24 protein-coding genes and 2 tRNA genes are annotated in these 21,298 nt (G+C 69.1%); 15 read left to right on the top strand and 11 right to left on the bottom strand.

The genetic code is table 11. From position 1 onward, the window contains the following. The first annotated feature begins 169 nt into the window (after nucleotides 1-169). From AC4PMY_RS12485 to AC4PMY_RS12475, 3 genes are all read left to right on the top strand, one after another. Nucleotides 170-922, top strand: a complete 753-nt coding sequence (locus AC4PMY_RS12485; RefSeq protein ID WP_064294574.1) for a lytic transglycosylase domain-containing protein — start codon at nucleotides 170-172, stop codon at nucleotides 920-922. Between the two features lie 80 nt (nucleotides 923-1,002). Then, nucleotides 1,003-1,074 (top strand) — tRNA-Thr (locus AC4PMY_RS12480). A 42-nt stretch (nucleotides 1,075-1,116) separates the two neighbouring features. Next, nucleotides 1,117-1,190: transfer RNA gene (locus AC4PMY_RS12475), tRNA-Met, on the top strand. Between the two features lie 84 nt (nucleotides 1,191-1,274). Here the strand turns inward: AC4PMY_RS12475 and AC4PMY_RS12470 are convergent. From AC4PMY_RS12470 to AC4PMY_RS12455, 4 genes are all read right to left on the bottom strand, one after another. Further along, nucleotides 1,275-1,763, bottom strand: a complete 489-nt coding sequence (locus AC4PMY_RS12470) for a DUF3592 domain-containing protein (RefSeq protein WP_064294573.1) — start codon at nucleotides 1,761-1,763, stop codon at nucleotides 1,275-1,277. Nucleotides 1,764-1,800: 37 nt separating this feature from the next. Further along, entirely contained in the window at nucleotides 1,801-2,352 is a 552-nt protein-coding gene (locus AC4PMY_RS12465) for a hypothetical protein (RefSeq protein WP_157583340.1), read from the bottom strand. Nucleotides 2,353-2,434: 82 nt separating this feature from the next. Beyond that, entirely contained in the window at nucleotides 2,435-2,998 is a 564-nt protein-coding gene (locus AC4PMY_RS12460) for a hypothetical protein (RefSeq protein ID WP_064294571.1), read from the bottom strand. Nucleotides 2,999-3,113: 115 nt separating this feature from the next. Then, complete coding sequence (locus AC4PMY_RS12455) at nucleotides 3,114-4,232, bottom strand: PucR family transcriptional regulator (protein WP_082915928.1); 1,119 nt, start codon at nucleotides 4,230-4,232, stop codon at nucleotides 3,114-3,116. 106 nt (nucleotides 4,233-4,338) lie between these two features. On the opposite strand from AC4PMY_RS12455, the gene AC4PMY_RS12450 reads away from it, so the two are divergent. Further along, nucleotides 4,339-5,679 (top strand): MFS transporter, encoded by a 1,341-nt coding sequence (locus AC4PMY_RS12450; protein WP_064294569.1) that lies wholly within the window; start codon nucleotides 4,339-4,341, stop codon nucleotides 5,677-5,679. Next, entirely contained in the window at nucleotides 5,676-6,992 is a 1,317-nt protein-coding gene (locus AC4PMY_RS12445) for an ArgE/DapE family deacylase (RefSeq protein WP_064294568.1), read from the top strand. Before AC4PMY_RS12450 ends, AC4PMY_RS12445 begins: the two co-directional genes overlap by 4 nt. A 54-nt stretch (nucleotides 6,993-7,046) precedes the next feature. On the opposite strand, the gene AC4PMY_RS12440 is transcribed toward AC4PMY_RS12445, so the two are convergent. Next, on the bottom strand, nucleotides 7,047-7,445 hold the full coding sequence (locus AC4PMY_RS12440) for a MerR family transcriptional regulator (protein ID WP_064294567.1): 399 nt from the start codon (nucleotides 7,443-7,445) through the stop codon (nucleotides 7,047-7,049). Nucleotides 7,446-7,537: 92 nt separating this feature from the next. Here AC4PMY_RS12440 and AC4PMY_RS12435 point away from each other — a divergent pair, with 92 nt between their 5' ends. Beyond that, nucleotides 7,538-8,239 carry an SDR family oxidoreductase gene (locus AC4PMY_RS12435; RefSeq protein WP_064294566.1) on the top strand — a complete coding sequence of 234 codons (702 nt, stop codon included), beginning with the start codon at nucleotides 7,538-7,540 and terminating at the stop codon, nucleotides 8,237-8,239. Nucleotides 8,240-8,341: 102 nt separating this feature from the next. Here the strand turns inward: AC4PMY_RS12435 and AC4PMY_RS12430 are convergent, their stop codons facing one another. From AC4PMY_RS12430 to AC4PMY_RS12420, 3 genes are all read right to left on the bottom strand, one after another. Continuing rightward, nucleotides 8,342-9,031: a M23 family metallopeptidase gene (locus AC4PMY_RS12430; protein WP_064294565.1), complete on the bottom strand. Its 690-nt coding sequence runs from the start codon at nucleotides 9,029-9,031 to the stop codon at nucleotides 8,342-8,344. Between the two features lie 103 nt (nucleotides 9,032-9,134). Then, nucleotides 9,135-9,785, bottom strand: coding sequence for a M23 family metallopeptidase (locus tag AC4PMY_RS12425; RefSeq protein ID WP_491622870.1), 651 nt, complete (start codon nucleotides 9,783-9,785; stop codon nucleotides 9,135-9,137). A 113-nt stretch (nucleotides 9,786-9,898) separates the two neighbouring features. After that, the gene (locus AC4PMY_RS12420) at nucleotides 9,899-10,189 is read right to left on the bottom strand and encodes a hypothetical protein (RefSeq protein WP_491622869.1); all 291 of its coding nucleotides are present in this window, start codon (nucleotides 10,187-10,189) and stop codon (nucleotides 9,899-9,901) included. A 262-nt stretch (nucleotides 10,190-10,451) separates the two neighbouring features. Between AC4PMY_RS12420 and AC4PMY_RS12415 the strand changes: the two genes are divergently transcribed. The 8 genes from AC4PMY_RS12415 to AC4PMY_RS12380 are packed head-to-tail and all read left to right on the top strand — an operon-like array spanning nucleotide 10,452 to nucleotide 15,123. Then, nucleotides 10,452-10,877: a helix-turn-helix domain-containing protein gene (locus AC4PMY_RS12415; protein WP_071258721.1), complete on the top strand. Its 426-nt coding sequence runs from the start codon at nucleotides 10,452-10,454 to the stop codon at nucleotides 10,875-10,877. Beyond that, nucleotides 10,822-11,268 (top strand): ImmA/IrrE family metallo-endopeptidase, encoded by a 447-nt coding sequence (locus tag AC4PMY_RS12410; RefSeq protein ID WP_491622868.1) that lies wholly within the window; start codon nucleotides 10,822-10,824, stop codon nucleotides 11,266-11,268. The genes AC4PMY_RS12415 and AC4PMY_RS12410 overlap by 56 nt, the downstream gene beginning before the upstream one ends. A 21-nt stretch (nucleotides 11,269-11,289) precedes the next feature. Then, nucleotides 11,290-11,643 carry a DUF3253 domain-containing protein gene (locus AC4PMY_RS12405; RefSeq protein ID WP_491622867.1) on the top strand — a complete coding sequence of 118 codons (354 nt, stop codon included), beginning with the start codon at nucleotides 11,290-11,292 and terminating at the stop codon, nucleotides 11,641-11,643. Nucleotides 11,644-11,652: 9 nt separating this feature from the next. Continuing rightward, complete coding sequence (locus AC4PMY_RS12400) at nucleotides 11,653-12,243, top strand: histidine phosphatase family protein (RefSeq protein ID WP_491622866.1); 591 nt, start codon at nucleotides 11,653-11,655, stop codon at nucleotides 12,241-12,243. Beyond that, entirely contained in the window at nucleotides 12,240-13,037 is a 798-nt protein-coding gene (locus tag AC4PMY_RS12395) for a sulfite exporter TauE/SafE family protein (RefSeq protein ID WP_083397111.1), read from the top strand. Before AC4PMY_RS12400 ends, AC4PMY_RS12395 begins: the two co-directional genes overlap by 4 nt. Before the next feature lie 60 nt (nucleotides 13,038-13,097). After that, a complete protein-coding gene (locus tag AC4PMY_RS12390) occupies nucleotides 13,098-13,547 on the top strand; it encodes a MaoC family dehydratase N-terminal domain-containing protein (protein WP_079706694.1) in 450 nt (149 codons plus the stop codon). Next, a complete protein-coding gene (locus AC4PMY_RS12385) occupies nucleotides 13,544-13,975 on the top strand; it encodes a MaoC family dehydratase (protein WP_231884290.1) in 432 nt (143 codons plus the stop codon). Before AC4PMY_RS12390 ends, AC4PMY_RS12385 begins: the two co-directional genes overlap by 4 nt. Nucleotides 13,976-13,986: 11 nt before the next feature. Then, nucleotides 13,987-15,123: a UDP-N-acetylmuramate dehydrogenase gene (locus tag AC4PMY_RS12380; RefSeq protein WP_491622865.1), complete on the top strand. Its 1,137-nt coding sequence runs from the start codon at nucleotides 13,987-13,989 to the stop codon at nucleotides 15,121-15,123. A 48-nt stretch (nucleotides 15,124-15,171) separates the two neighbouring features. Here the strand turns inward: AC4PMY_RS12380 and AC4PMY_RS12375 are convergent, their stop codons facing one another. The 3 genes from AC4PMY_RS12375 to aceA form a co-directional block, all read right to left on the bottom strand. Continuing rightward, entirely contained in the window at nucleotides 15,172-16,401 is a 1,230-nt protein-coding gene (locus AC4PMY_RS12375) for a pyridoxal phosphate-dependent aminotransferase (protein WP_491622864.1), read from the bottom strand. Between the two features lie 121 nt (nucleotides 16,402-16,522). Further along, entirely contained in the window at nucleotides 16,523-18,178 is a 1,656-nt protein-coding gene (aceB, locus tag AC4PMY_RS12370) for a malate synthase A (RefSeq protein WP_064294634.1), read from the bottom strand. A 94-nt stretch (nucleotides 18,179-18,272) separates the two neighbouring features. Then, entirely contained in the window at nucleotides 18,273-19,619 is a 1,347-nt protein-coding gene (aceA, locus tag AC4PMY_RS12365) for an isocitrate lyase (protein ID WP_491622863.1), read from the bottom strand. Between the two features lie 151 nt (nucleotides 19,620-19,770). Here aceA and AC4PMY_RS12360 point away from each other — a divergent pair, with 151 nt between their 5' ends. Then, a complete protein-coding gene (locus AC4PMY_RS12360) occupies nucleotides 19,771-21,264 on the top strand; it encodes a helix-turn-helix domain-containing protein (RefSeq protein WP_491622862.1) in 1,494 nt (497 codons plus the stop codon). Nucleotides 21,265-21,298 lie beyond the last annotated feature (34 nt).

The raw sequence follows: 21,298 nt of genomic DNA, 5'->3' as shown, positions 1-21,298 counted from the left end.
GGGGAGTGGTGCCCGCCGGCCCGCACGACGGAAGACGGCCGTGCCAGGACGACGCACGGCCGGCGCAGCTCGCTCGACCCAAAAGCCGCGCCCCCGACCGGCCGGTGCGCGCAGCGGCTCCCGGCGACCGACCGCAGCCGCACGCCGGAACCGTCGATCGGGCGTCCGCGTGGGATGGCTCGTCGCCGGCGGGGCGGGAGCGATCGTCGGCCTCGCCGTCGTGATCGCCGCCGTCGTCTGGGGGCCGGAACTCGTCAATCGAGCTGAAGCGCGGGACTCGATCCTCGGAACCGCGCCCCACGCGGCCGTCGAGGGCCCCGGCATCCCGGCAGCGGGCTCGGCCGGAACGGCTCCGGCGGCCGTCACCGACCGGGTGGACCGTGCTTGGTCGGCGGCCACGGCGCTCCGCCTCGGCATCCCCGAGCGGGCGATGGTCGCCTACGCCGGTGCGGCGCTCGCCGTCGCGGAGACGCAGCCGGGCTGCGGGATCGCCTGGAACACGCTGGCCGCGCTCGGCAGTGTCGAGTCCGGCCACGGCACGATCTTCGGCGGTGCGCTCGACGATGCCGGTCGGGCCGTTCCGCCCATCGTCGGCCCGGCGCTCACCGGCACCGAGTTCGACGCCGTCACCGACACGGACCGCGGCGCCTTCGACGGCGACGCCAGATGGGATCGCGCGGTGGGCCCGATGCAGTTCATCCCGTCCACCTGGCAGCGGTGGGGAGCGGACGGGAACGGCGACGGCGTCGCGGACCCACAGCAGATCGACGACGCGGCGCTCGCCGCAGCGCACTACCTGTGTCACGGCGGCCGGGACCTCCGCATCGAAGCCGATTGGGTCGCGGCGATCGGCTCGTACAACGGGGCCGCGTCGTACCTGCAGAAGGTCGTCCACGCCGCGGACACCTTCGCCGCGAACTGATCCCGATCCGGTGTACGAAGCACCCCTCGCGGGATGCTAGTCTCTACTGGTGCCATTTCCGCGTGAGCGGTTTGGTTCGCGCTCCGATAGCTCAGTGGTAGAGCACTTCCTTGGTAAGGAAGAGGTCGCGGGTTCAAGTCCCGCTCGGGGCTCGTTCTCTCCGTCACTGCTCTCGCCGGCATACGGAGAGACGTGGCAGGGTAGCTCAGTTGGTGAGAGCGCACGACTCATAATCGTGAGGTCGAGAGTTCGAATCTCTCTCCTGCTACAGCAAGGCCCGGGAGACCGGGCCTGTTGCGTTTCCGGGCGATTGTGTTCCTTCGCACTGCCGGGCACAGCGCCTTCACCCGTGTCAGGCGCCCTTGGGCTCGGGCCCCCGGCCCGCACGGAGCAGGACGCCGACGAGCATCGCGGTGCCGATCAGGAGACTCGCGCCGGTCAGCACCACACCGACACCGACGACCGAGGTCCCCGGACCGTCGTAGCCCTCGAGCACCGCCGTGCCGGGGTCGTCCGCTCGATAGATCACCGTGACGACGTCGCCGACGGCGGGTTTGCCGTCGAGGGGCCAGTCCGCCCAGACTCGCTGTGGCGAACCGTCGGGTGCCAGATAGTCGGTCCTGAACCGGTGGTGAGATGCCTTCCGGCCGTCGTCGACCTCGGTGACCGTCCCACTCGTCCGCTCCCCGTTCTGCAACAGGTCGCTGTCGGCAGCCATCATGAAGGAGCCGACGACCACGGCCACCGGACCGGCCAACAGCATCAGGACGATCGCCGCCGTCTGGAACACCCTGCTGTGCAGGAAGCCCCGTGTGTCGCCCGCCGCGCGCTTGCTCGCCATCACCAGTGCGCCACCGTCCCGATTCGAAGCTCCTGCATCAGCGGTTCCCGGTGAGGGAAAGACTCAGCATGATGATGGCGGGCGCGATCAGGCCGATCGCGACGCCACCGGCCGCCGCCCAGAGCCCGATGCTGACATGGGGGCTCATGCGAGGACGCAGACCGAGTTCTTCGCCGATCTCCTTGATACGCGCGCGTTCGTTCTCGGGGCTGAACGCGATCTCGAACCCGCCGGGAGAGGTCCCGAGCATGATGACCCTGCCGTACCGGACACGGCCGGACTGCCAGGAGAACGACCAGGAGAGGCGCGGCTCGAAGCCGGAGACCCCAGCCGACCAGCTCATCCGCTTGACCGTGTCGGTGATGCTGAACCGCCGCCGTCGCTCATCGACCCGCACGGTGTAGGTGATGCTGTCGGACACCTCGTTCAGCTGGAGGACGTTCCACCAGCGGGCGTCCGCCAGGTCGTATCCGACCTGGAACCCGTCGGGGAGGCTGGTGACGGTGAATGGGGTGTTCTGCAGCTCGGCGTCCACGGCCCACTGATAGTCCTGTAGCACGCCCGTCGGCGCAACGTCGGTTCCACTCACGGACTCAGTATGGCAACGCGGCGAGAGTGCGCGACCACCGTCGGATGGGCAGTGCTCCCCATCGCACACTGACCTCGAACTGCTATCGCTCCCAGATGCGACGGTAGCCGGGCATGAAGGCGATCATCGCCGCGAGCAGGGTGCCGAGGTTGAGCAGTGGCAGAGCTGGACCGATGGTCCAGGGCGAGTCGGCGTAGACCCCCATCAGCATGACCATCCAGGCGCCGATGTTGCCGAGGATGAGCACGATGATGAAGGTCACCGCGGTCGCTCCCGCTCGCGACGAAACCCGCTTGCCCGCGAGGGTCGGCGCGGTGCAGATCGTGCCGACGATCACGACAATGAGTATCAGGAACGCACTCGCGAACAGGATCGAGGCGGCCTCCGGGTCGCCGTCGTCGTCGCGATCGGCGAATCCCGCAAGGAAGAAGAACAGGTTGAAGGACTCAGGGTCCTCATCCGTCTTCGTCTGGCTCGCGTAGGGGACGAACAGCGAGAGGATGAGGGCGATCTCGAGCAGCAGCATCGGGACCGAGATCAGGATCGACTCGATGCCCGCCACGCGCTCCTCGAGCCGGGTGCGCGCCGCCTGGGCGGCGACCGACTCGGTTGCGGTCGCTGGTCCCTGCTTCGCTGGTTCCCTCATCGTTGATCCCCCGATCGGGAGCCGGGCTCGAACAGGCCCGGCTCGGTTGCCATGACGACGGAGCCCGGCTCGCATCCCGGGCCTCCGACATCGACATGGTAGCCGCGATGGAACGCTACGGCCGCGCGAGGATCAGGGTGATGAGCGCGGCGTCGGACGGAACCGTGGGGTCGAGACCGGTGAGCTCGGTGAACCGCTGCAGGCGTTTCAGGAGGGTGTTGCGATGGACGAAGAGTCGGGAAGCCGTGTCGCCGATCGATCCGGAAGACTGGTAGGCACGAACCGTGTCGACGATGGCACTCCGTTTCCCCGCCGAGAGTGCGTCGAGTCGGCTCGTGAGTTCACGACGAGCGATCGGCCAGGCCTCGCCGAGGCCCTCCTCGACGAGCATCGGCCAGTGGGTGAGCAGCGTCGCGGCGTTCTGCGGCTCCGTCACCTCGTCGGCCAGACGGCGGGCGATCTGCCAGCCGACGCCGAGGCCCGCCAGTCCGTCGATGGTGGGCGACAGGCCCGCCGGCGCGGATTGTAGCCGGGCCTCGGGCGGCGTCCGCGGCCCGGATCGCTCGACGATGAGGAACTGCGTGCCGTCGATCACGTGCAGGTCGGCACCTGCCACGTGTTCCTTCGCCCAGCGTCGGAAGGCGTCCGCGAAGCGCGGGGCGGCCACGAGGACCCGATACCGGCCGAGGACCGGCAGGCCGAGCGCCGACGCCAGGTGTGCGAGCTGCGTCGGGTCGCTCGTCTCGCCGACGAGGAGGCGCCGGAGCAATGAGGCCCGTTCGAGCTCCAACTGCCGGTTCATCGACACGAGCTCGTCGATGTAGGCGGCCTGGATGTGGCTGGTGTGGACCTCGACCGCCTCCCAGACCGTGGCCACCTCCTCGGAAAGCGCGAGGACCTCGTCCGCATCCGCCTCGTCGCGGAGCACCTCCCAGAGGAACCGGAAGTCCATCCGGACTGCCCGCAGGAGCGAGTCCAGTGCGAGGCCCTGTTGTGCGCGATGCCTCCCGACCCGCTCGGAGACAGCGCTCAGCGTGCCGCGGACGTCGTCACCCGCGAGCATCCGCATGAGGAGGTCCAGGACCTCGCGGGCGGTGCGGGAGAGCTCGTCGTCCGTCACCGTCGCCACTGCGTACCCAGGGAGTCGGCGCACCTCTTGCGCGTACTCCTCGGCGATCTTGGACAGGCGGCCGCGGCATCGGTCGGCGACGTCGCGGAGCGCTGTGGTGTGCATATGCACACATTAGAGGGCCCAAGACGATGCAGGGTGGCATTGCGACCGGGCGAGCGCCTTCGGAGTATTGAAGCGCAGGTCCCCATCCCGACTTCCGGAGGCACTCATGACGCAACGCTCATCCCCGCGCTCCACCGCTCCCGTCCACGTCAGCTCGAAGGACGCGCGGCGCATCGCCGGGGCTGCGTTCGTCGGCACGGCGCTCGAGTGGTACGACTACTTCCTCTTCGGCACTGCAGCAGCCCTCGTCTTCAACCGCCTGTTCTTCACGGACCTCGACGCGACCGCAGCGACGCTCGCCGCGTTCGCCACCTTCGGCGTCGGATTCGCAGCACGTCCCATCGGTGCGTTCGTGTTCGGGATCATCGGCGACCGGTTCGGCCGTCGCCCGGCGCTGCTGGTGACGATCGTCATGATCGGCGTCGCGACCGGCCTCATCGGTGTACTCCCCGACTACCTCGCCGTCGGAGTGGCGGCGCCCGTCATGCTCGCGATCCTCCGGCTCGTGCAGGGTCTGGCCGTCGGCGGGGAGTGGGGCGGCGCGGTCACCATCGCCGTGGAACACGCGCCCATCGAGAAGCGTGCACGGTACGCGGCACTCGTGCAGATCGGTTCGCCAGTGGGAACCCTGCTCTCCTCCAGTGCCTTCGCGCTCGTCCTCCTCCTGCCGGCCGAGGCGTTCGACGCCTGGGGATGGCGCCTGCCGTTCCTCGGCGCGTTCCCGTTGCTCGCCGTAGCCCTCTACATCCGGTTCAAGGTCGAGGAGTCGCCGGTCTTCACGCAGCTCGTCCAACAGGAGGAGCGGGTCAAGGTCCCCGCGTTGCAGGTGTTCACGAAGGCCTGGGGTCGCCTGCTCGTCGCCATCGCGGCCGCCCTCCTCGGCGTCGGCGGGTTCTATCTGATGACCACCTTCGTCGTCAGCTACGGCTCGAACACCCTCGGCGTGGACCGCGGGGTGATGGTCAATGCGACGCTCGTCGCCGCCGTGCTGCAGATCCCGATGACGATCTTCTCGGGGCGGCTCGCCGAACGGTTCGGTCCCGGGCGCATGACCCTGTTCGGTGCGCTCCTCACCGCCGCGGCCGCCTTCCCGCTCTTCTGGCTCATCGACACGCAGAACGCGATCGGCATAATCGCCGCAGTGAGTATCGGTATCCTCCTGATCACCCTCGCGTACGCCGTCACCGGCGCTTTGCTCACCGATCTGTTCCCGCCGCACCTCCGGTACAGCGGTGTCGCGCTGGGCTACAACCTCGCCGGCGCCATCAGTGGTTTTCTGCCGCTCATCGCCACCGCGTTCCTCGCGTCCAGCGGCAACCAGTCCTGGTCCGCTGCGCTCCTGCTCGTCGCCGTATCCCTCATCACCGCGGTCGGCGGTCTCATCGGAGAGCGTCTCCGGATCCGAGACGCCGTCGTCACCGCCGACACCGAAAGGTCACCCGCATGACACTCGACAACGCCACCCGTGAACGCATCCTCGCCGAGGTGGATGCCGGGTTCGACGCACAGCTCGCCTTCACGCAGGAACTCGTCCGCCACCCCTCGCTCCGAACGGAGGAGAGCAGCGCGCAGGACCTCATGTTCGCGGCGATGCAGGATCGCGGCCTCGAGATGGACCGTTGGGAGCTGGACGTCGACGACATCGCGTCGCATGAGGGCGCTGGCATCATCGACGTCTCCTACGACGACGTGGACAACGTCGTCGGCACCTACCACCCCGCGTTGGAAGCCGGCCGCTCCCTCATCCTGAACGGTCACATCGACGTCGTCCCCACGGGTCCGGAGAGCGAGTGGGCGACGTCCCCGTGGGACTCGCGGATCGACGGGGACTGGCTGACCGGGCGGGGGAGCGGGGATATGAAGGCCGGTCTCGTCGCCAACCTGTTCGCTTTCGACGCCATCCGTCGGGCGGGGCTCAGCCCAGCCGGCCGCATCCACTTCCAGTCCGTCGTGGAGGAGGAGTGCACCGGGAACGGGTCGCTGGCCGCACTGCAGCGCGGGTACACGGCTGAGGCCGTCGTCATCCCCGAGCCCGAGGAGGACATGCTCGTCCGCGCCAACGTCGGCGTCATCTGGTTCCGGCTCCGAGTGTCTGGCAAACCCACCCACCCTCGCGAGATGTCCTCCGGCTTCAACGCCATCGACGCCGCTCACCACGTCGTGGGTCGGCTGCGGGAGCTCGAGGACCGGTGGAATGCGCAGAAGGACTCGCACCGGTACTTCGAGGATCTCGAACACCCCATCAACTTCAACCTCGGCAAGATCGCCGGTGGAGACTGGGCATCCAGTGTCCCCGCCTGGTGCGAGGTCGACTTGCGCGTGGCACTGTACCCGGGGGTGACCGCCGAAGACGCGTGGACGGAGATCACCGACCACCTGGCCACGGTCGTCGACGACGAGCATGGGCACCCGATCACCGCCAGGACCACCCGCAACGGCTTCTTCGCCGAGGGGTACGTCCTCGACGAGGGCAGCGACGCCGAGAACGTCCTCCGGAGCACGCACCGCGAGGTGTTCGGCGACGAGTTGCGCACCTTCACGACCCCCGGCTACCTGGACGGCCGGGTCTTCACCCAGTACGGGGGGATCCCCGCGCTGGTGTACGGCCCGATCTCGGAGGCGATCCACGGGTACGACGAACGCGTGAGCATCGAGTCGGTCCGCCGCATCACCAAGTCCATCGCGCTGTTCATCGCCGAGTGGTGCGGGATCACGGAGGCGCGGGCCGAGTCCGATCCCGGACGTTCGCACTCCTCGTGACGGAACCCGAACGTCGGTCCTGAGCGCCGCCCGCATCAGCTGCGCGGGCGGCGCTCAGGCGGCATCAAGGTCTGGGAGTCGATCCTCGCGCAGCGCGGGGCAGTGCTCCGGCGTCGGGTGGAGGGTGATGTCGATGACCGTTTCCAAGCGGGCGCGCGCTGCTTCGAGGTCGGCCATCTGCGCGGTGATGCGGTCGCGTTCGGTCTGGAGCAGCGCGAGCGACTCAGCCGTCGCGACGCCCGCATCGACGCAGGGGAGCAGCTGGACGATCGTGCGGCTCGGCAGCCCGGCGGCGAAGAGCTGCTGCACGAGCTCGACGCGTTCCACCGCCGCTTGTTCATAGGTCCGCTGGCCACTCGTCGTGCGGGTGGCGGTGAGCAGCCCCTGCTCCTCGTAGTAGCGGAGCGAGCGGACGCTCACCCCGGTCCGAGCCGCGAGATCTCCGATGCGCATCGAGCTTCCGTTCCTGGCTTGCACCTGACATTGATGTGAGGTCTTAGCCTAACCAGGCTGCTGCGGGATCGCCCCGCACGCGAAAGGGAATCATGGACATCGCAGGATCCGTCGCACTCGTCACCGGCTCGAACCGGGGCATCGGACGCAGGTTCGTCGTGCAGTTGCTCGAGCGCGGGGCCTCGAAGGTGTACGCGACCGCGCGGCGCCCGGAACTCGTCGACATCCCGGGCGTGGAGGTGCTGCAGCTCGACATCACCGATCAGGCGTCCGTCGCTGCGGCGGCCGAGATCGCGACCGACGTCACGTTGCTCGTCAACAACGCCGGGATCGCGACGCAGGGCTCGATGCTGACCGGCGACCTCGCGGACGCCCGGCGGGAGATGGACACGCACTACTGGGGCAACCTCGCCATGGTGCGTGCGTTCGCGCCGGTGATCGAGGCGAACGGTGGAGGGACGATCGTCAACGTGCTCTCCGCCCTGAGCTGGTTCGCCCACCCCGGCTCCGGCGGATACGCCGCGGCCAAGGCGGCGGAGTGGAACATGACGAACGCGGTCCGTCTGGAGCTCGCGCCGAAGGGTGTCACGGTGCAGGGGCTCCACCTCGGGGCCGCCGACACCGACATCATGGCCGGCTACGACGGCCCGATGGTCGACCCGGCGGACGTCGCACGGGCCAGCCTCGACGGCGTCACGTCCGGCGCTTCCGAGGTCGTCGTCGATGAGTGGAGTGCCATGGTCAAGGCCTCGCTCGCTCACGGCCCGGACGCGTTCTACGCGCAGTTCGCCTGAGCATCGAGGCCGCACGCCGTACTCCGGGCGTGGACGGTGCAGAATGGAGGAAGCCCCCGAACAGTTACGGTCTGCTCGGGGGCTTCCTCGTGCCGGCGTGGACTACCGCGCGGCGGCGACGAGGTCGGCGATGCGCTGGCCTCGGGCGTTCGCCTCGGCAACGAGGGTCTTCACCTGGTCTTCGGTCAGGCCGGTGACCTGGCCGTAGGCCTTCGTGTTGGCGGCGATGGAGAACCCCTGCGAGCCGCCGGGTGAGGTGTACATCGTTCCGAACGTCTCGGTGACGAGCGCGATGGTGCCGGCCGGCACGCTGATGATCTTGGGCATGTCTGACTCCTTGAGCGGGTGTCCCGGGTCGTCGCCGTCCAGGCGAGCGTTGATGAACGGATACGGATCCGTGGTGACGCCGAGGTCGGCGTTGTTCCACGTGCCGTCCGCGGTGAAGGTGATGGTGAGATGCAGATGGGCTCCGCGTGAAGCGGATCCGGTGTTCCCGACGACACCGACGGGTTCACCGCGGGCGATCGCCATGCCGACCTGATGAGGTGAGGCGCCCGCCAGGTGCGAGTAGCCCGAGTACATGCCGTCGGGGTGGGCGATGACGAGGACGTTGCCGAGCGCGTCGCTCCAGCGGTTGGCGGAGACGATGCCGGCTGCGACCGCCGGGATCGCGGCCCCGGCGCCCGGTTGGTAGTCCAGCCCGCGGTGCGGTTGGGTCCGCCCGCCGGCCATCGATCCCCAGCCGTCGGCCAGATCCATCTGCGGGAACGGGTGTTGATAGCGGAGGACCATGTGGCTCCTTTCGTGGCGCGGAGGGTGGGCCCCCGAGCAGTTACGGTCTGCTCGGAGGCCCTCCTCCGTTGCCGGTCAGTGGTGACTCGCGGTCACCGCTGCGCTACGCCTGGTTCGACGTGAGCTCCCGGATGGTGGTGTAGAACTGGTCGCCCGTGAGGTTCACGTACGGCCCGTAGGTCGGCACCAGCGCGTCGTAGACGACGGGTGCTGCGATGTAGCGGACGTAGCCGGGGCCGACGAGCGCGATGGCGCCGAAGGTCTGCTTGCCCTGCCAGACGTAGCCGGACTGTCCCTGACGGATGATCTTCACGAGTTGTTCTCCTGTGTTTGTGGATGGGTTCGCGGAGCCGAAGTAGCTCCACGGGTTCTGGCGGCTGCCAGAGGGGTCGAGCAGGTGACGGTGGAGGTGCTGATCCACCGGTCCGGTGTCGCCCGAGTAGGCGATGATGTCGCCCTGGTTGAAATGCTGACCGTTGCTCCCGACGTACCGGTCGAGGTGCGAGAACACATCGGCCCATCCGGGGTTCTGGTCGTGGTTGAAGCGGCACGAGTTGCCTGCTGATCCGTCGTTCGGAACCCAGTTCATGGTTCCGGGCGTCGGTGCGAGCACCGGGGTGCCCACGTCGGCGACGAGGTCGACCCCACCGCGGCCGCTCCGGTCGAGGTGGTGCTGCCAGGACACGTAGGGATCGCGGTTGTCGTCCGCGATCACCGTGGACGGGCCGTTCAGCACGTAGTTGTTGAGCGCCACTCTGCCTCCAATCTGTTGTTTCGTGGAGGAAGTGTCCTCCGACATTCGAACGTGTGTTCGAGAGAGACTCTATGACCATCTCGTCGTCTTGTCCAGTTCATTTTGCCGATTCATCATGAAATTCTTTCTTCAGTGGCAGATTTGACACCTGAATCGAGTCGCGCATGGCGCGGTGTCGATCCCGCTCTCAGTCTCGTCAGGAAGCCGTTCACGCCGGGGATCGCCATGATCCGGGCCAGTGCTGCGGCGATCGCGGCCGTCGTGGCCACTGCTGCCGCCGCCCAGGCGTAGACGTCGTCCGGGAGGAGTTCCCGGATCGCCTCCAGGAGCTGTGGCGCGATGATGCTCGCGGTGGTGATGCAGGCCACTGAACTCAGGATCACGGCCGCGGTCGTCTGGATCACCGTGCGGATGATCCGCTGTGCCGGAAACGGGACGGGTGGTGGAGTCGGTGATGTGGGTGGTTGGTCCGGAGTGGTCCGGCGTTCGGTCATGGTGCCTCCTCAGGCGTCGTGAGTGGTGATGGACAACCCGGATGGTTTCCAGAAGTTGTCTCATCTGGCATCATTCGGGTCGGAGATGACACTATAGAGCGCATAGGACAGGTTTTCTGCCGCTCACGACAGGGTTTCTGGCTACGATCGAAGCGTGAACGCAGCAGAGGCGATGGTCAATCAGGCGTTGGCGGACGAACTCGTCGCCGCCTACAAGCGGCGGCGCATGAATCAGCGCGCTCTGGCCGAGGCGACGGGGATGAGCCCGACGACGCTGCAACGTGTCCTCGCCGGTCGCAGCGAGATCAGCGGCCCGACCTTCGTCACCCTCTGCGCGGCGACCGGCGCCGATCCGGTGCGTCTCCTGGCCGACGCGCTGCAAGCGGTCGGGGGGATGAGTCGGATCGAGGCCGAACTGCAGGCGAGCGACGACGAGCGCGTGGCTCCCGTGTCGGACACCACTGCTACGAATGACGAGCTGGATCGCAGACGCCGGCAGCGGGAAGCTGCGTCGTGGACGACGGAGCAGTTGGAGGGGGAACGTGGGGCGGCAATCACCGATGGAGAACTGGAGCAACCCGAGCCGGAAGCCCCGTGAGCGTGGGCGCGCCTACGACCCGTATGCGCATGCGGAGGAGCTCGGTCTCGCCGTGATCTTCCGGCCGCTGCGGGTGTCCCACGAGCGCTGGCTGCCGTCCGCGCACACGATCGTCATCCAGGAGTCGCTCCGGTCCGTCCACCGGCGGAACGCCCTCGCCCATGGCATCGCACACTGCGTGCTCGGCCACGAGGACGACCGACCGAAGCACGAGGTGCAGGCCGACCGCTTCGCCGCGTCGAACCTCATCGACCTCGACGAGTTCCGGGCCATCGCGCGTTGGGCTCCGGACCTCGAGCATCTCGTCGCGGAACTCGGCGTCACGAAGCGCTTGGCGCGGGCATTCGTCGCGCAGCATACGGATCTGTCCCAGCACGCCGATCTCGTGTAGCGGCGCGCGCATACTGGGACCATGACCGACGAAGCCGCACCGGACCCGCAGCCTGAGGCGGCCGTGGGCGACGACGTCCTGGAGTCGACGATGCTCGACCTGCTGGGGAAGCGGGCCGCGACCTCGTCCATCTGTCCGTCCGACGTGGCCCGAGCCGTCGGTGGCGACGACTGGCGAGCGCTGATGGACGACACCCGCCGGGTCGCCTGGCGCTTGGTCGACGAGGGCCGGGTGCGGATCACGCAGGGTGACGAGGCGGTCGACCGCGCGACGGTCCGCGGCCCCATCCGGATCCGATGGGCCAAGGACGCCGACGCTGAGGAGTGCGCTCCCTGTCGTACTGAGACCGGAGGAGCGCGGTCCGACGCCGGTTAGGCTGGAGACATGACCATCGCCCTCATCCGTCACGGACAGACCGCCTGGAACTTCGAACGACGGCTGCAGGGCACGACGGACATCCCCCTGAACGACACCGGGCGGGAGCAGGCGGCCACGGTCGCCCCTCGACTCAGCGGCACCTGGGACGTCGTCGTCAGCTCCCCACTCGGGCGCGCACGCGAGACCGCGCAGATCATCGCGGACGCGCTGGGTCTCGAGCTCGGACCCACCTACCCGGACGTGGTCGAGCGCCACTACGGCGACGCCGAGGGCGCGACGGCGCAGATGGTCCTCGAGAACTGGCCCGACCACCAGTACCCGAACCTCGAGACCGAGGAGTCGGTCATCGAGCGCGGACTGCGTGGCATCGACGCCATCGCACGCGACTTCCCCGGGCAGAACGTCCTCGTCGTGAGCCACGGCACGCTCATCCGACTCACCCTCAGCCACCTCTCCGGCACGACGGTCCCACCGCTGGAGAACTGCTCCGTGTCGGTCATCGGGGCGACCGACACCGGTTGGTCACTCCTGGACGCCGGTACCGCTCGCACGACGCCCTCGCTCGAGACGGCGCTGTCCGGCTCCAGCGCGCAGTGAGCGGGAACGACTCGACCGGCCGTCCGGTCCGCTCCCCGTCGGGCATCGCCTGGCTCATCGGCATCGGACTGACCGCCGGGTTCCTCTCCGGGCTGTTCGGTGTCGGCGGCGGCATCCTCATCGTCCCCGCCGTCGTCTTCCTGCTCGGCTTCGGCCAGCGGCTCGCGGCGGGGACCTCACTCGCGGCGATCGTCCCGACCTCGCTCGTGGGCGTCGTGTCGTACGCGGTGAACGGGACCGTCGACTGGGTGGCGGCGATCCTCCTGGCGATCGGTGCGATCGGCGGGGCGCAACTCGGCAGCTACCTCCTCTCCAAGCTCCCCAAGAGGGCGCTGCAGTGGGGCTTCATCGGCTTCCTGCTCGTCGTGGTGGTCTCGCTGTTCCTGATCGTCCCGTCCCGCACGGCCGAGATCGATCTGCACGTCGGATCGATCATCGGCCTCATCGTGCTCGGCTTCCTGACCGGCGTCCTGTCGGGGCTGCTCGGCATCGGCGGCGGGGTCGTCGTCGTGCCGATGCTCATCCTCCTGTTCGGCGCGAGCGACCTCATCGCCAAGGGCACCTCGCTGCTCATGATGGTGCCGACCGCGATCTCCGGCACCATCGGCAACGTCCGGCGAGGCAACGTCGACCTCACGGCCGCAGCCATCATCGGCATCGCCGCGTGCACGACCACCGCCCTCGGCGCCATCGTCGCGTCGGTCGTCCCGCCGTTCGTCGGCAACCTGCTCTTCGCGGCGTTCCTCGTGGTCATCGCCATCCGCATGGTGTTCCAGGCGCTCAAACGCTCCTGACCGGCTGCCGGTCCGTCCGTGCCCGGCCTCCCGGCCGGGGCAGCGGGTAGGCTGGAGGGCGTGTCAGTGAACCCAGAGCTCGCCGGTCGGGTCTTCCCGCCCGTCGCCCCGTACCTGGTCGGACGCGAGAAGATCCGCGAGTTCTCGCGGGCCGTCTTCGCGACGAACCCGATCAACCTCGACCCGGAGGCGGCCCGCGCCGCAGGATACGCCGACGTCGTGGCGCCGCCCACCTTCGCCGTCGTCGTCCAGGAGCACACGCTCCAGCAACTGCTCGCCGCACCCGACGCGGGTATCGACTTCAGCCGGGTGGTCCACGGCGACCAGCGCTTCGTGCACCACCGTCCGATCGTCGCCGGCGACGAGCTCACCGCGCAGCTGACCGTCACCGCGGTGAAGTCCCTGGGCGGCCACTCGATGGTGACGTGCGACTCGGTCATGACCGATGCCGCCGGTGAGCCGGTGGTCACCGCGACCTCGACGCTCGTGGTGCGAGGAGATGAAGGATGAGCGACGTGCAGCAGACCCCGACCATGCCGGCCGTCGGAGACGTCGTCGCGGAGCGGACCGTCCACCTGACGCGCGACGCCCTCGTGCGGTACGCCGGAGCCTCCGGAGACTTCAACCCCATCCACTACCGCGACGACGTCGCCGCGTCCGTCGGGCTGCCGGGTGTGCTCGCCCACGGCATGCTGACGATGGGGATCGCGGCCCAGCCGGTCGTCGACTGGATCGGCGACCCCGGTCGGGTGCTCGAGTACCAGGTGCGGTTCACTCGACCGGTCGTCGTCGACCCCGAGACCGGCGCCGACCTCCAGATCCTCGCCAAGGTGGGCAAGGTCGACGAGGAAGCGCGTACCGCGCGCGTCGACCTCACCGTCACCTACGCCGAGCAGACGGTGCTCGGCAAGGCGCAGCTCGTCATCAGCTTCGCCTGACCCGGAGGACCATGAACGACGCCATCCGTCTGAGCGAGCTCACCACCCTCGGGGTCGGCGGGCCGGCCGCGGGCTTCGTGGAATGCGCGAGCGAGGCCGAGCTGATCGAGGCCGTGCTCGACGTCTGGAACACCGATGAGCCGTGGCTGTTGCTCGGCGGCGGATCGAACCTGCTGATCGGCGACGAGCCCCTCGACGCGACTGTCATCCGCGCGGCGAACCGCGGCATCGAACGCCTCGACGCTCCGTCCGGTCGGGTCCGCCTGCGGGTGCAGGCCGGTGAGGACTGGGACGCGCTCGTCGCCTTCACCGTGGAGCACGGCTGGGCGGGTATCGAGGCGCTCTCCGGCATCCCGGGATCTTGCGGGGCTGCGCCCGTGCAGAACATCGGCGCCTACGGGCAGGAGATCGTGTCGTCGCTCGTGGCCGTCGACCTGCTCGACGAGGAGTCGCAGACGGTCGAACGCGTTCCCGCCGCGGAGCTCGGTCTCGGCTACCGGACGTCGGTCTTGAAGCGTCACGGTGGCGGAGAGCCTGAGCGCTCCGGTGTGGTCGTGGCGATCATCATCGACCTCGATGACGTCGGCGCCGACGGCCTGGCAGCACCGATCGCCTATCAGCAGCTCGCCTTCGCGCTCGGCGTGGAGGTCGGCGAGCAGGTGCGCCTGGCCCAGGTGCGCACGACCGTGCTCGCGCTCCGGGCGTCGAAGGGCATGGTGCTCGATCCCGACGACCCCGACACCGCCAGCGCGGGGTCGTTCTTCACGAACCCGATCGTGTCCGAGCACGTCGCCCGGTCGCTGCCGGGCGACGCCCCGTGGTGGCCGGTGGACCCACCGGCCGACGACGACACCGAGTACGTCTTCCCGCTCGGGGACGTCGTCAATCCGCCGCGTCCGGCCCCCGTGGAACGCCTGGCGAAGCTCTCGGCCGCCTGGCTGATCGAGCGCGCGGGTGTCCGTCGCGGGTTCGCGCTCCCCGGATCGCACGCTGCGGTCTCCACGAAGCACACCCTCGCACTCACGAACCGTGGGGGAGCGACCGCGACGGAGATCGCGGAACTCGCCCGCTTCGTGCAGGCACGCGTCCACGCCGAGTTCGGCGTCCTCCTGCAGCCCGAGCCCGTGGTGGTCGGCGTCACGATCTGACGCTGATGCGAGGCCCGCTCGCCCGGAGACGAGCGAGCGGGCCTCGGGTCAGGACGCGAAGAGGCGCTGGAGACGCTGGACGCCCTCGAGGAGCTGGTCGTCGCCGAGCGCGTAGCTGAAGCGCAGGTAGCCGGACGGCCCGAACGCCTCGCCGGGCACCGCCGCGACCTCGGCTTGTTCCAGCATGAGGTCGGCCAACTCGAGCGAGGTCGTCGGGGTGACCCCGCCGAAGGTCCGCCCGAGCAACGCCGAGACGTCGGGGTACACGTAGAACGCACCCTGCGGTGTCGGTGTCTGGAAGCCGTCGATCTTGTTCAGTTCGCCGACGATGAGCTTGCGGCGGCGGTCGAAGGCCTCGCGCATCGTCTCGGCGGCGTCCTGCGGGCCGGTCAGTGCCGCGATCGCCGCACGCTGCGCGATGTTGTTCACGTTGCCGGAGAGGTGCGACTGGAGGTTGCCGAGCGCCTTGATCGCGTCCGACGGTCCGACGGTCCACCCGACGCGCCAGCCCGTCATCGCGTAGGTCTTGGCGACGCCGTTGACGAGGAGCGTCTGCTCGGCGAGCTCGGGGACCGCCTCGACGATGGAGATCGCCTTCACCGCCTCGCCGCTGTCGCCGGCCGAGTAGGTGAGGTTCTGGTAGATCTCGTCGGAGATCACCCAGATGCCGTGCTCGAGCGCCCACTCACCGATCGCCTTCGTCTGCTCGGGGGAGTAGACGGAGCCGGTCGGGTTCGAGGGCGAGACGAACAGGAGGACTTTGGTGCGCGGGGTACGAGCCGCCTCGAGCTGCTCGACCGTGACCTGGTAGTTCTGCGAGGCGTCGGCGAAGACGTCGACCGCGACACCGTCGGCGAGCGCGATGGCCTCGGGGTAGGTGGTCCAGAACGGCGTCGGCACGATGACCTCGTCGCCCGGGTTCAGCAGGACCTGGAACGCCTCGTACACCGACTGCTTGCCGCCGTTGGTGACGATGACCCGGCTCGGGTCGACCTCGAGACCGGAGTCGCGGAGCGTCTTCTCCGCGATGGCGGCGCGGAGGTCCGGCAAGCCGGCCGCCGGGGTGTACCGGTGCGCCTTCGGGTCACGGGCTGCGACGAGCGCCGCCTCGACGATGTGCTCGGGTGTCGGGAAGTCCGGCTCGCCCGCCGCGTAGGAGATCACGGGCCGGCCTTGCGCCTGCAGCGCCTTCGCCTTGGCGTCCACCTTCAGCGTGGCGGACTCGGCGATCGCTGAGATCTTCGTGGACAGGCGGGGCGTGGGAGTCGATTCAGGCACGAGTCCGAGCGTACCGAACCCGGTGTCGAGAGGACAGTATGTGTCCGACCTCGCGTGCAGCGAGGTGAGGCACCTCGTCGCCCGGTCCATCGGGGAACGACGACGTGCCTCACCTCGGTCGTTACGCGGGGTCGACGAGGTACCTCGTGTACGCCGGGACGGTGAGGAAGGTCGGGAACTCGTCGCGCAGTGCCACCTCGCGGAACAGCTCGGCGGCATCGTCGAAGCGGTCGTCCGCGGCGCGGGGGAGCGAGGCGAGGAGCTCGTCGAGGAGGCCTTCGACCCGCTCACGGGTGATCGGGCGGCCGTCGTCGGTCGCGACGTCCTGGTGGATCCACTGCCAGACCTGCGATCGACTGATCTCCGCCGTCGCCGCGTCCTCCATCAGTCCGTCGATGGCCGCGGCGCCGATCCCGCGGAGCCAGGAGTCGAGGTAGCGGACGGCGATCGACACGTTGTCGCGGAGACCGACGTCCGTGACCGCGCGACCGATGCGGACGTCGAGGAGCTGCGACGGTGTCACCGACACGTCCTCACGCAGACGGTCGAGCTGATTCGGGCGATCGCCGAGGACCGCGTCGAACTCGGCCCTGGCGGTCTCGATGAGGTCCGGGTGCGCCACCCAGGTCCCGTCGAAGCCGTCGCCGGCCTCACGACGCTTGTCGGCCGAGACCTTCTCGATCGCGCGCGCCGTCGCCTCCGGATCGCGTCGGTTCGGGATGGACGCGGACATCCCGCCGATCGCGTGCGCATCGCGGCGGTGGCACGTCTGCACGAGGAGTTCCGTGTAGGCCCGCATGAACGGCACCGTCATCGTCACCTCGCTGCGGTCGGGCAGGACGAACCGGGCACCGCGCCCCCGGTAGTTCTTGATGATCGAGAAGATGTAGTCCCACCGACCGGCGTTGAGACCGGCGCAGTGGTCGCGGAGCGCGTACAGGATCTCGTCCATCTCGAACGCCGCCGGCAGCGTCTCGATGAGCACGGTGGCGCGGATCGTCCCATGGTCGAGACGCAGACGCTCCTCGGTGAACGTGAAGACGTCGTCCCAGAGCTGCGCCTCCTCGCTCGACTCCAACTTCGGGAGGTAGAAGTACGGCCCGCGGCCGGCGTCGATGAGCGCTCGGGCGTTGTGGAAGACGTAGAGGCCGTAGTCGACGAGGCTCCCGGAGGCCGCCATGGCCGCCCCGGAGCGGTCGATGAACCGCAGGTGCTTCTCCACGAGGTGCCAGCCGCGCGGGCGCATGACGATCGTCGGCGTCTCCGTCGCGGTGACGCGGTACACCTTCCCCGCCTCGTTCGTGAACGCCAGCTCGCCGCGGACGGCGTCGCGCAGCGAGAGCTGACCACCGATGACGTTGGCCCACGTCGGGCTCGTCGCGTCCTCCTGGTCGGCAAGCCAGACGTTCGCGCCGGAGTTGAGGGCGTTGATCGTCATCTTCGGATCGGTGGGGCCGGTGATCTCGACCCGACGGTCCTCGAGACCGGGCCCGGCGCCGGCGACTCGCCAGGAGCGGTCCTCCCGGATCGCCGCGGTGTCATCGCGGAACCGCGGGTCGCGGCCGTTCCCGATCTCGAAGCGTCGGCGCATGCGCTCGGCGAGGCGGTCGTGCCGCGCACCCGCGAACCGCTGGTGCAGGTCCGCGAGGAAGACGAGGGCGTCGGGGGTGAGGATCTCCTCGTACCGGTCACCGAGACGACCGACGACCTCGACGGCGGGGCCCGTGCGCTGCGTGGGCACCGGCGCGGTGGTGGGTGTGGACGGGGAAGCGAGCATGGTGTTCATGGGGTGACTCCGTTTCGGATGGTCGTGCGTCGGATGGGCCCTTCGAGCGGTCCCTGGGCTTGTCGAAGGGCGGGGCTGGGATGGATCAGTGGAACTGCTGTTCCTCGGTCGAGCCGGCGAGGGCGAGGGTGGCGCTGCCGGGGTTGAGGGTGGTCGCGACCAGGTCGAAGTAGCCGGTACCGACTTCCCGCTGGTGCCTGGTGGCGGTGTAGCCGCTGGATTCTGCGGCGAACTCGGCCTCCTGGAGGTCGACGTACGCGCTCATCGCCCGCTCCCGGTAGTCGCTCGCCAGGGTGAACATCGAGTGGTTCAACGCGTGGAAGCCGGCGAGGGTGATGAACTGGAACGCGTACCCCATGGCGGCGAGCTCGCGCTGGAAGGACGCGATCTGCGCGTCGTCGAGGTGCGACTTCCAGTTGAACGACGGCGAACAGTTGTAGGCGAGCAGCTTGCCCGGGAACCGCTCGTGGACGGCTTCGGCGAATCGACGGGCGAGGTCGAGGTCGGGTTCCGCCGACTCGACCCAGAGCAGGTCGGCGTACTCCGCGTAGGCGAGTCCGCGCGCGAGCACCGGACCGATGCCGTTCTCCACCTCGTAGAAGCCCTCCGGGGTCCGGTTCCCGTTCAGGAACGGCAGATCGCGCTCGTCGATGTCGCTCGTGAGAAGCGTGGCGGCCAGCGCATCGGTGCGGGCGATGACGATGGTCGGGACACCGGCGACGTCCGCCGCCAGCCGGGCCGCATTGAGCGTCCGGATGTGCTGGCCCGTCGGCACCAGCACCTTGCCGCCCATGTGGCCGCACTTCTTCTCACTGGCGAGCTGGTCCTCCCAGTGGACGCCGGCGGCGCCCGCCTGGATCATGCCGGCCATGAGTTCGTAGGCGTTGAGCGGTCCACCGAAGCCGGCCTCGGCGTCGGCGACGATCGGCGCGAGCCAGTCGATCGCCTCGCGTCCCGGGTCCTCCCCGACGGCCCGCTCGGCGAAGTCGATCTGCTCGGCCCGGAGCAGCGCGTTGTTGATCCGCCGGACGACCGCCGGAACCGAGTTCGCCGGGTAGAGGCTCTGATCGGGATAGGTCTGCCCGGAGAGGTTCGCATCGGCGGCGACCTGCCAGCCGGAGAGGTAGATCGCCTGCAGGCCGGCCCGGACCTGCTGCACGGCCTGGTTGCCGGTCAGCGCGCCGAGGGCGGGCACCCATTCTTCGGTGTGGAGGAGGTTCCACAGTCGCTCCGCCCCTCGGCGGGCGAGCGTCGGTTCCTCCCGGACACCGCCGCGCAGGCGGACGACGTCCTCGGCGGTGTAGTCGCGGCGGACCCCGTCCCAGCGCGGGTCGGTGTCCCACTCGCGCTGCAGTTCCTCGGCCGTCTGCGTCTGGTCGCCGGCGCGGAGGGGCGTGCGGTGGTCGGTCGGTCGGGTGGCTTCGTTGCTCACGATGACTCCTGTGGTGTCGAGGTCGGTGGGGCGGGTCGTGCTGTGGGAACGATCCTGCGCTCGCCGCAACCCCGACGGACGTCATCCGTGGACAGAAGAACGGCCGACCTTCTGTTTGCCGGAACAACCGGCGCGTGTGAGCATGATCACCATGACCAGCACCGCCGCTGCTCCACCCGCCTCCGCCACCCCTGGTGACGGACCTGCTCCGCACGCGGACGCCCTCGTCCTCGGTCGCCGGATCCGCGATGCCCGGTCTCGCGCAGGCCTCACGCTCGACGAGCTCGCGCAGGCGATCGACCGAGCACCGTCCCAGGCATCGGCGATCGAGAACGGGCATCGGGAGCCGAGCCTGTCGATGCTCCGCGTCATCGCCGCCGCCCTCGGCACCACCGTCGACGACCTGCTCCGTGACGAACCGCCGAGCGACCGGGCCGCGCTCGAGATCGCCGTCGAGCGTGCTCAGCGGGGCCCCGTCTTCTCCGCCCTCGGGATCGCGCCCATCCGGGTCTCGAAAGGGACCGCGGACGAGACGTTGCGCACTGTGCTGGCGCTGCACGACGAGGTCGCCCGCCTGCATCGGGAGCGCGCGTCGACACCCGAGGAGGCACGCCGGGCCAACGCGGTCCTCCGGGCGGACATGCGGGCGGCCGACAACCACTTCCCCGAGCTCGAGGCCGTCGCGAAAGGGCTGCTCGACGCCGTCGGCTACACCGGAGGGCCGGTCTCGCATCAGACGGTCGCGGAGATGGCGCAGCACCTCGGGTTCTCGCTCCACTACGTCGGCGACCTGCCGCACTCGACGCGCTCGGTCACCGACCGGCGCAACGGTCGGATCTACCTGCCGACCGAACCCTCGATGTCCCGTGACTCGCGATCACCCATCCTCCAGGCGTTCGCCAGTCACCTGTGCGGACACGAGGAGCCGGGAAACTACGCGGACTTTCTGCGGCAGCGCGTCGAGACCAACTACCTGACGGCGGCCATACTCCTGCCCGAGCGCGACGCCGTGCGCGTCCTCGGTGAGGCGAAACAGCTCCGGCGCATCTCGATGGAGGACCTGCGCGACGCGTTCGCGGTGTCGTACGAGACCGCCGCGCACCGCTTCACGAACCTCGCGACGAGGCACCTCGGACTCCCGGTGCACTTCATGAAGGTGCACGAGTCGGGGACGATCATCAAGGCGTACGAGAACGACGGGGTCACGTTCCCGTCCGACGTCCTCGGAGCGGTGGAGGGCTCGCTCGTCTGCCGCAACTGGACGGCCAGGACCGTCTTCGACGTCGAGGACCGCTTCAGTCCCTGGTATCAGTACACCGACATGGACACCGGCACCTTCTGGTGCACGTCGCGGATCGAGAAGGCCAAGGAGGGCGAGTACTCGGTCAGCGTCGGCGTCCCGTTCGCGCACGTGAAGTGGTTCCGCGGACGCGAGACGCCGCATCGGTCGACCTCGAACTGCCCCGACGAGCGATGCTGTCGTCGGGCGTCGCCGGCGCTCGCCGAACGGTGGGAGGGGAACGCGTGGCCGGCGGCGCGGACGCCGACGAGTCTGCTGGCCGCGCTGCCGACCGGATCCTTCCCAGGGGTCGACTCCGTCGAGGTGTACGAGTTCCTCGAGTCGCACGCGCCCCGGGCGGACTGACGTGAGGCGCCTCGTCGCCCGACGAGGTGTCGAG

Source organism: Plantibacter sp. MDV22-iso1 (assembly GCF_058408345.1).
Note: the sequence above shows the minus strand (reverse complement) of the source record. Positions and strands in the feature narration are given on the sequence as shown.

What these genes read in the sequence shown, in the direction of transcription:
- AC4PMY_RS12415 (WP_071258721.1), top strand. Translation starts at nt 10,452, where the DNA reads ATGGTCAATCAGGCGTTGGCGGACGAACTCGTCGCCGCCTACAAGCGG.
- AC4PMY_RS12440 (WP_064294567.1), bottom strand. Translation starts at nt 7,445, where the DNA reads ATGCGCATCGGAGATCTCGCGGCTCGGACCGGGGTGAGCGTCCGCTCG.
- AC4PMY_RS12360 (WP_491622862.1), top strand. Translation starts at nt 19,771, where the DNA reads ATGACCAGCACCGCCGCTGCTCCACCCGCCTCCGCCACCCCTGGTGAC.
- AC4PMY_RS12385 (WP_231884290.1), top strand. Translation starts at nt 13,544, where the DNA reads ATGAGCGACGTGCAGCAGACCCCGACCATGCCGGCCGTCGGAGACGTC.
- AC4PMY_RS12455 (WP_082915928.1), bottom strand. Translation starts at nt 4,232, where the DNA reads ATGCACACCACAGCGCTCCGCGACGTCGCCGACCGATGCCGCGGCCGC.
- AC4PMY_RS12380 (WP_491622865.1), top strand. Translation starts at nt 13,987, where the DNA reads ATGAACGACGCCATCCGTCTGAGCGAGCTCACCACCCTCGGGGTCGGC.
- AC4PMY_RS12400 (WP_491622866.1), top strand. Translation starts at nt 11,653, where the DNA reads ATGACCATCGCCCTCATCCGTCACGGACAGACCGCCTGGAACTTCGAA.
- AC4PMY_RS12445 (WP_064294568.1), top strand. Translation starts at nt 5,676, where the DNA reads ATGACACTCGACAACGCCACCCGTGAACGCATCCTCGCCGAGGTGGAT.
- AC4PMY_RS12460 (WP_064294571.1), bottom strand. Translation starts at nt 2,998, where the DNA reads ATGAGGGAACCAGCGAAGCAGGGACCAGCGACCGCAACCGAGTCGGTC.
- AC4PMY_RS12450 (WP_064294569.1), top strand. Translation starts at nt 4,339, where the DNA reads ATGACGCAACGCTCATCCCCGCGCTCCACCGCTCCCGTCCACGTCAGC.
- AC4PMY_RS12435 (WP_064294566.1), top strand. Translation starts at nt 7,538, where the DNA reads ATGGACATCGCAGGATCCGTCGCACTCGTCACCGGCTCGAACCGGGGC.
- AC4PMY_RS12405 (WP_491622867.1), top strand. Translation starts at nt 11,290, where the DNA reads ATGACCGACGAAGCCGCACCGGACCCGCAGCCTGAGGCGGCCGTGGGC.
- AC4PMY_RS12470 (WP_064294573.1), bottom strand. Translation starts at nt 1,763, where the DNA reads ATGGCGAGCAAGCGCGCGGCGGGCGACACACGGGGCTTCCTGCACAGC.
- aceB (WP_064294634.1), bottom strand. Translation starts at nt 18,178, where the DNA reads ATGCTCGCTTCCCCGTCCACACCCACCACCGCGCCGGTGCCCACGCAG.
- AC4PMY_RS12430 (WP_064294565.1), bottom strand. Translation starts at nt 9,031, where the DNA reads ATGGTCCTCCGCTATCAACACCCGTTCCCGCAGATGGATCTGGCCGAC.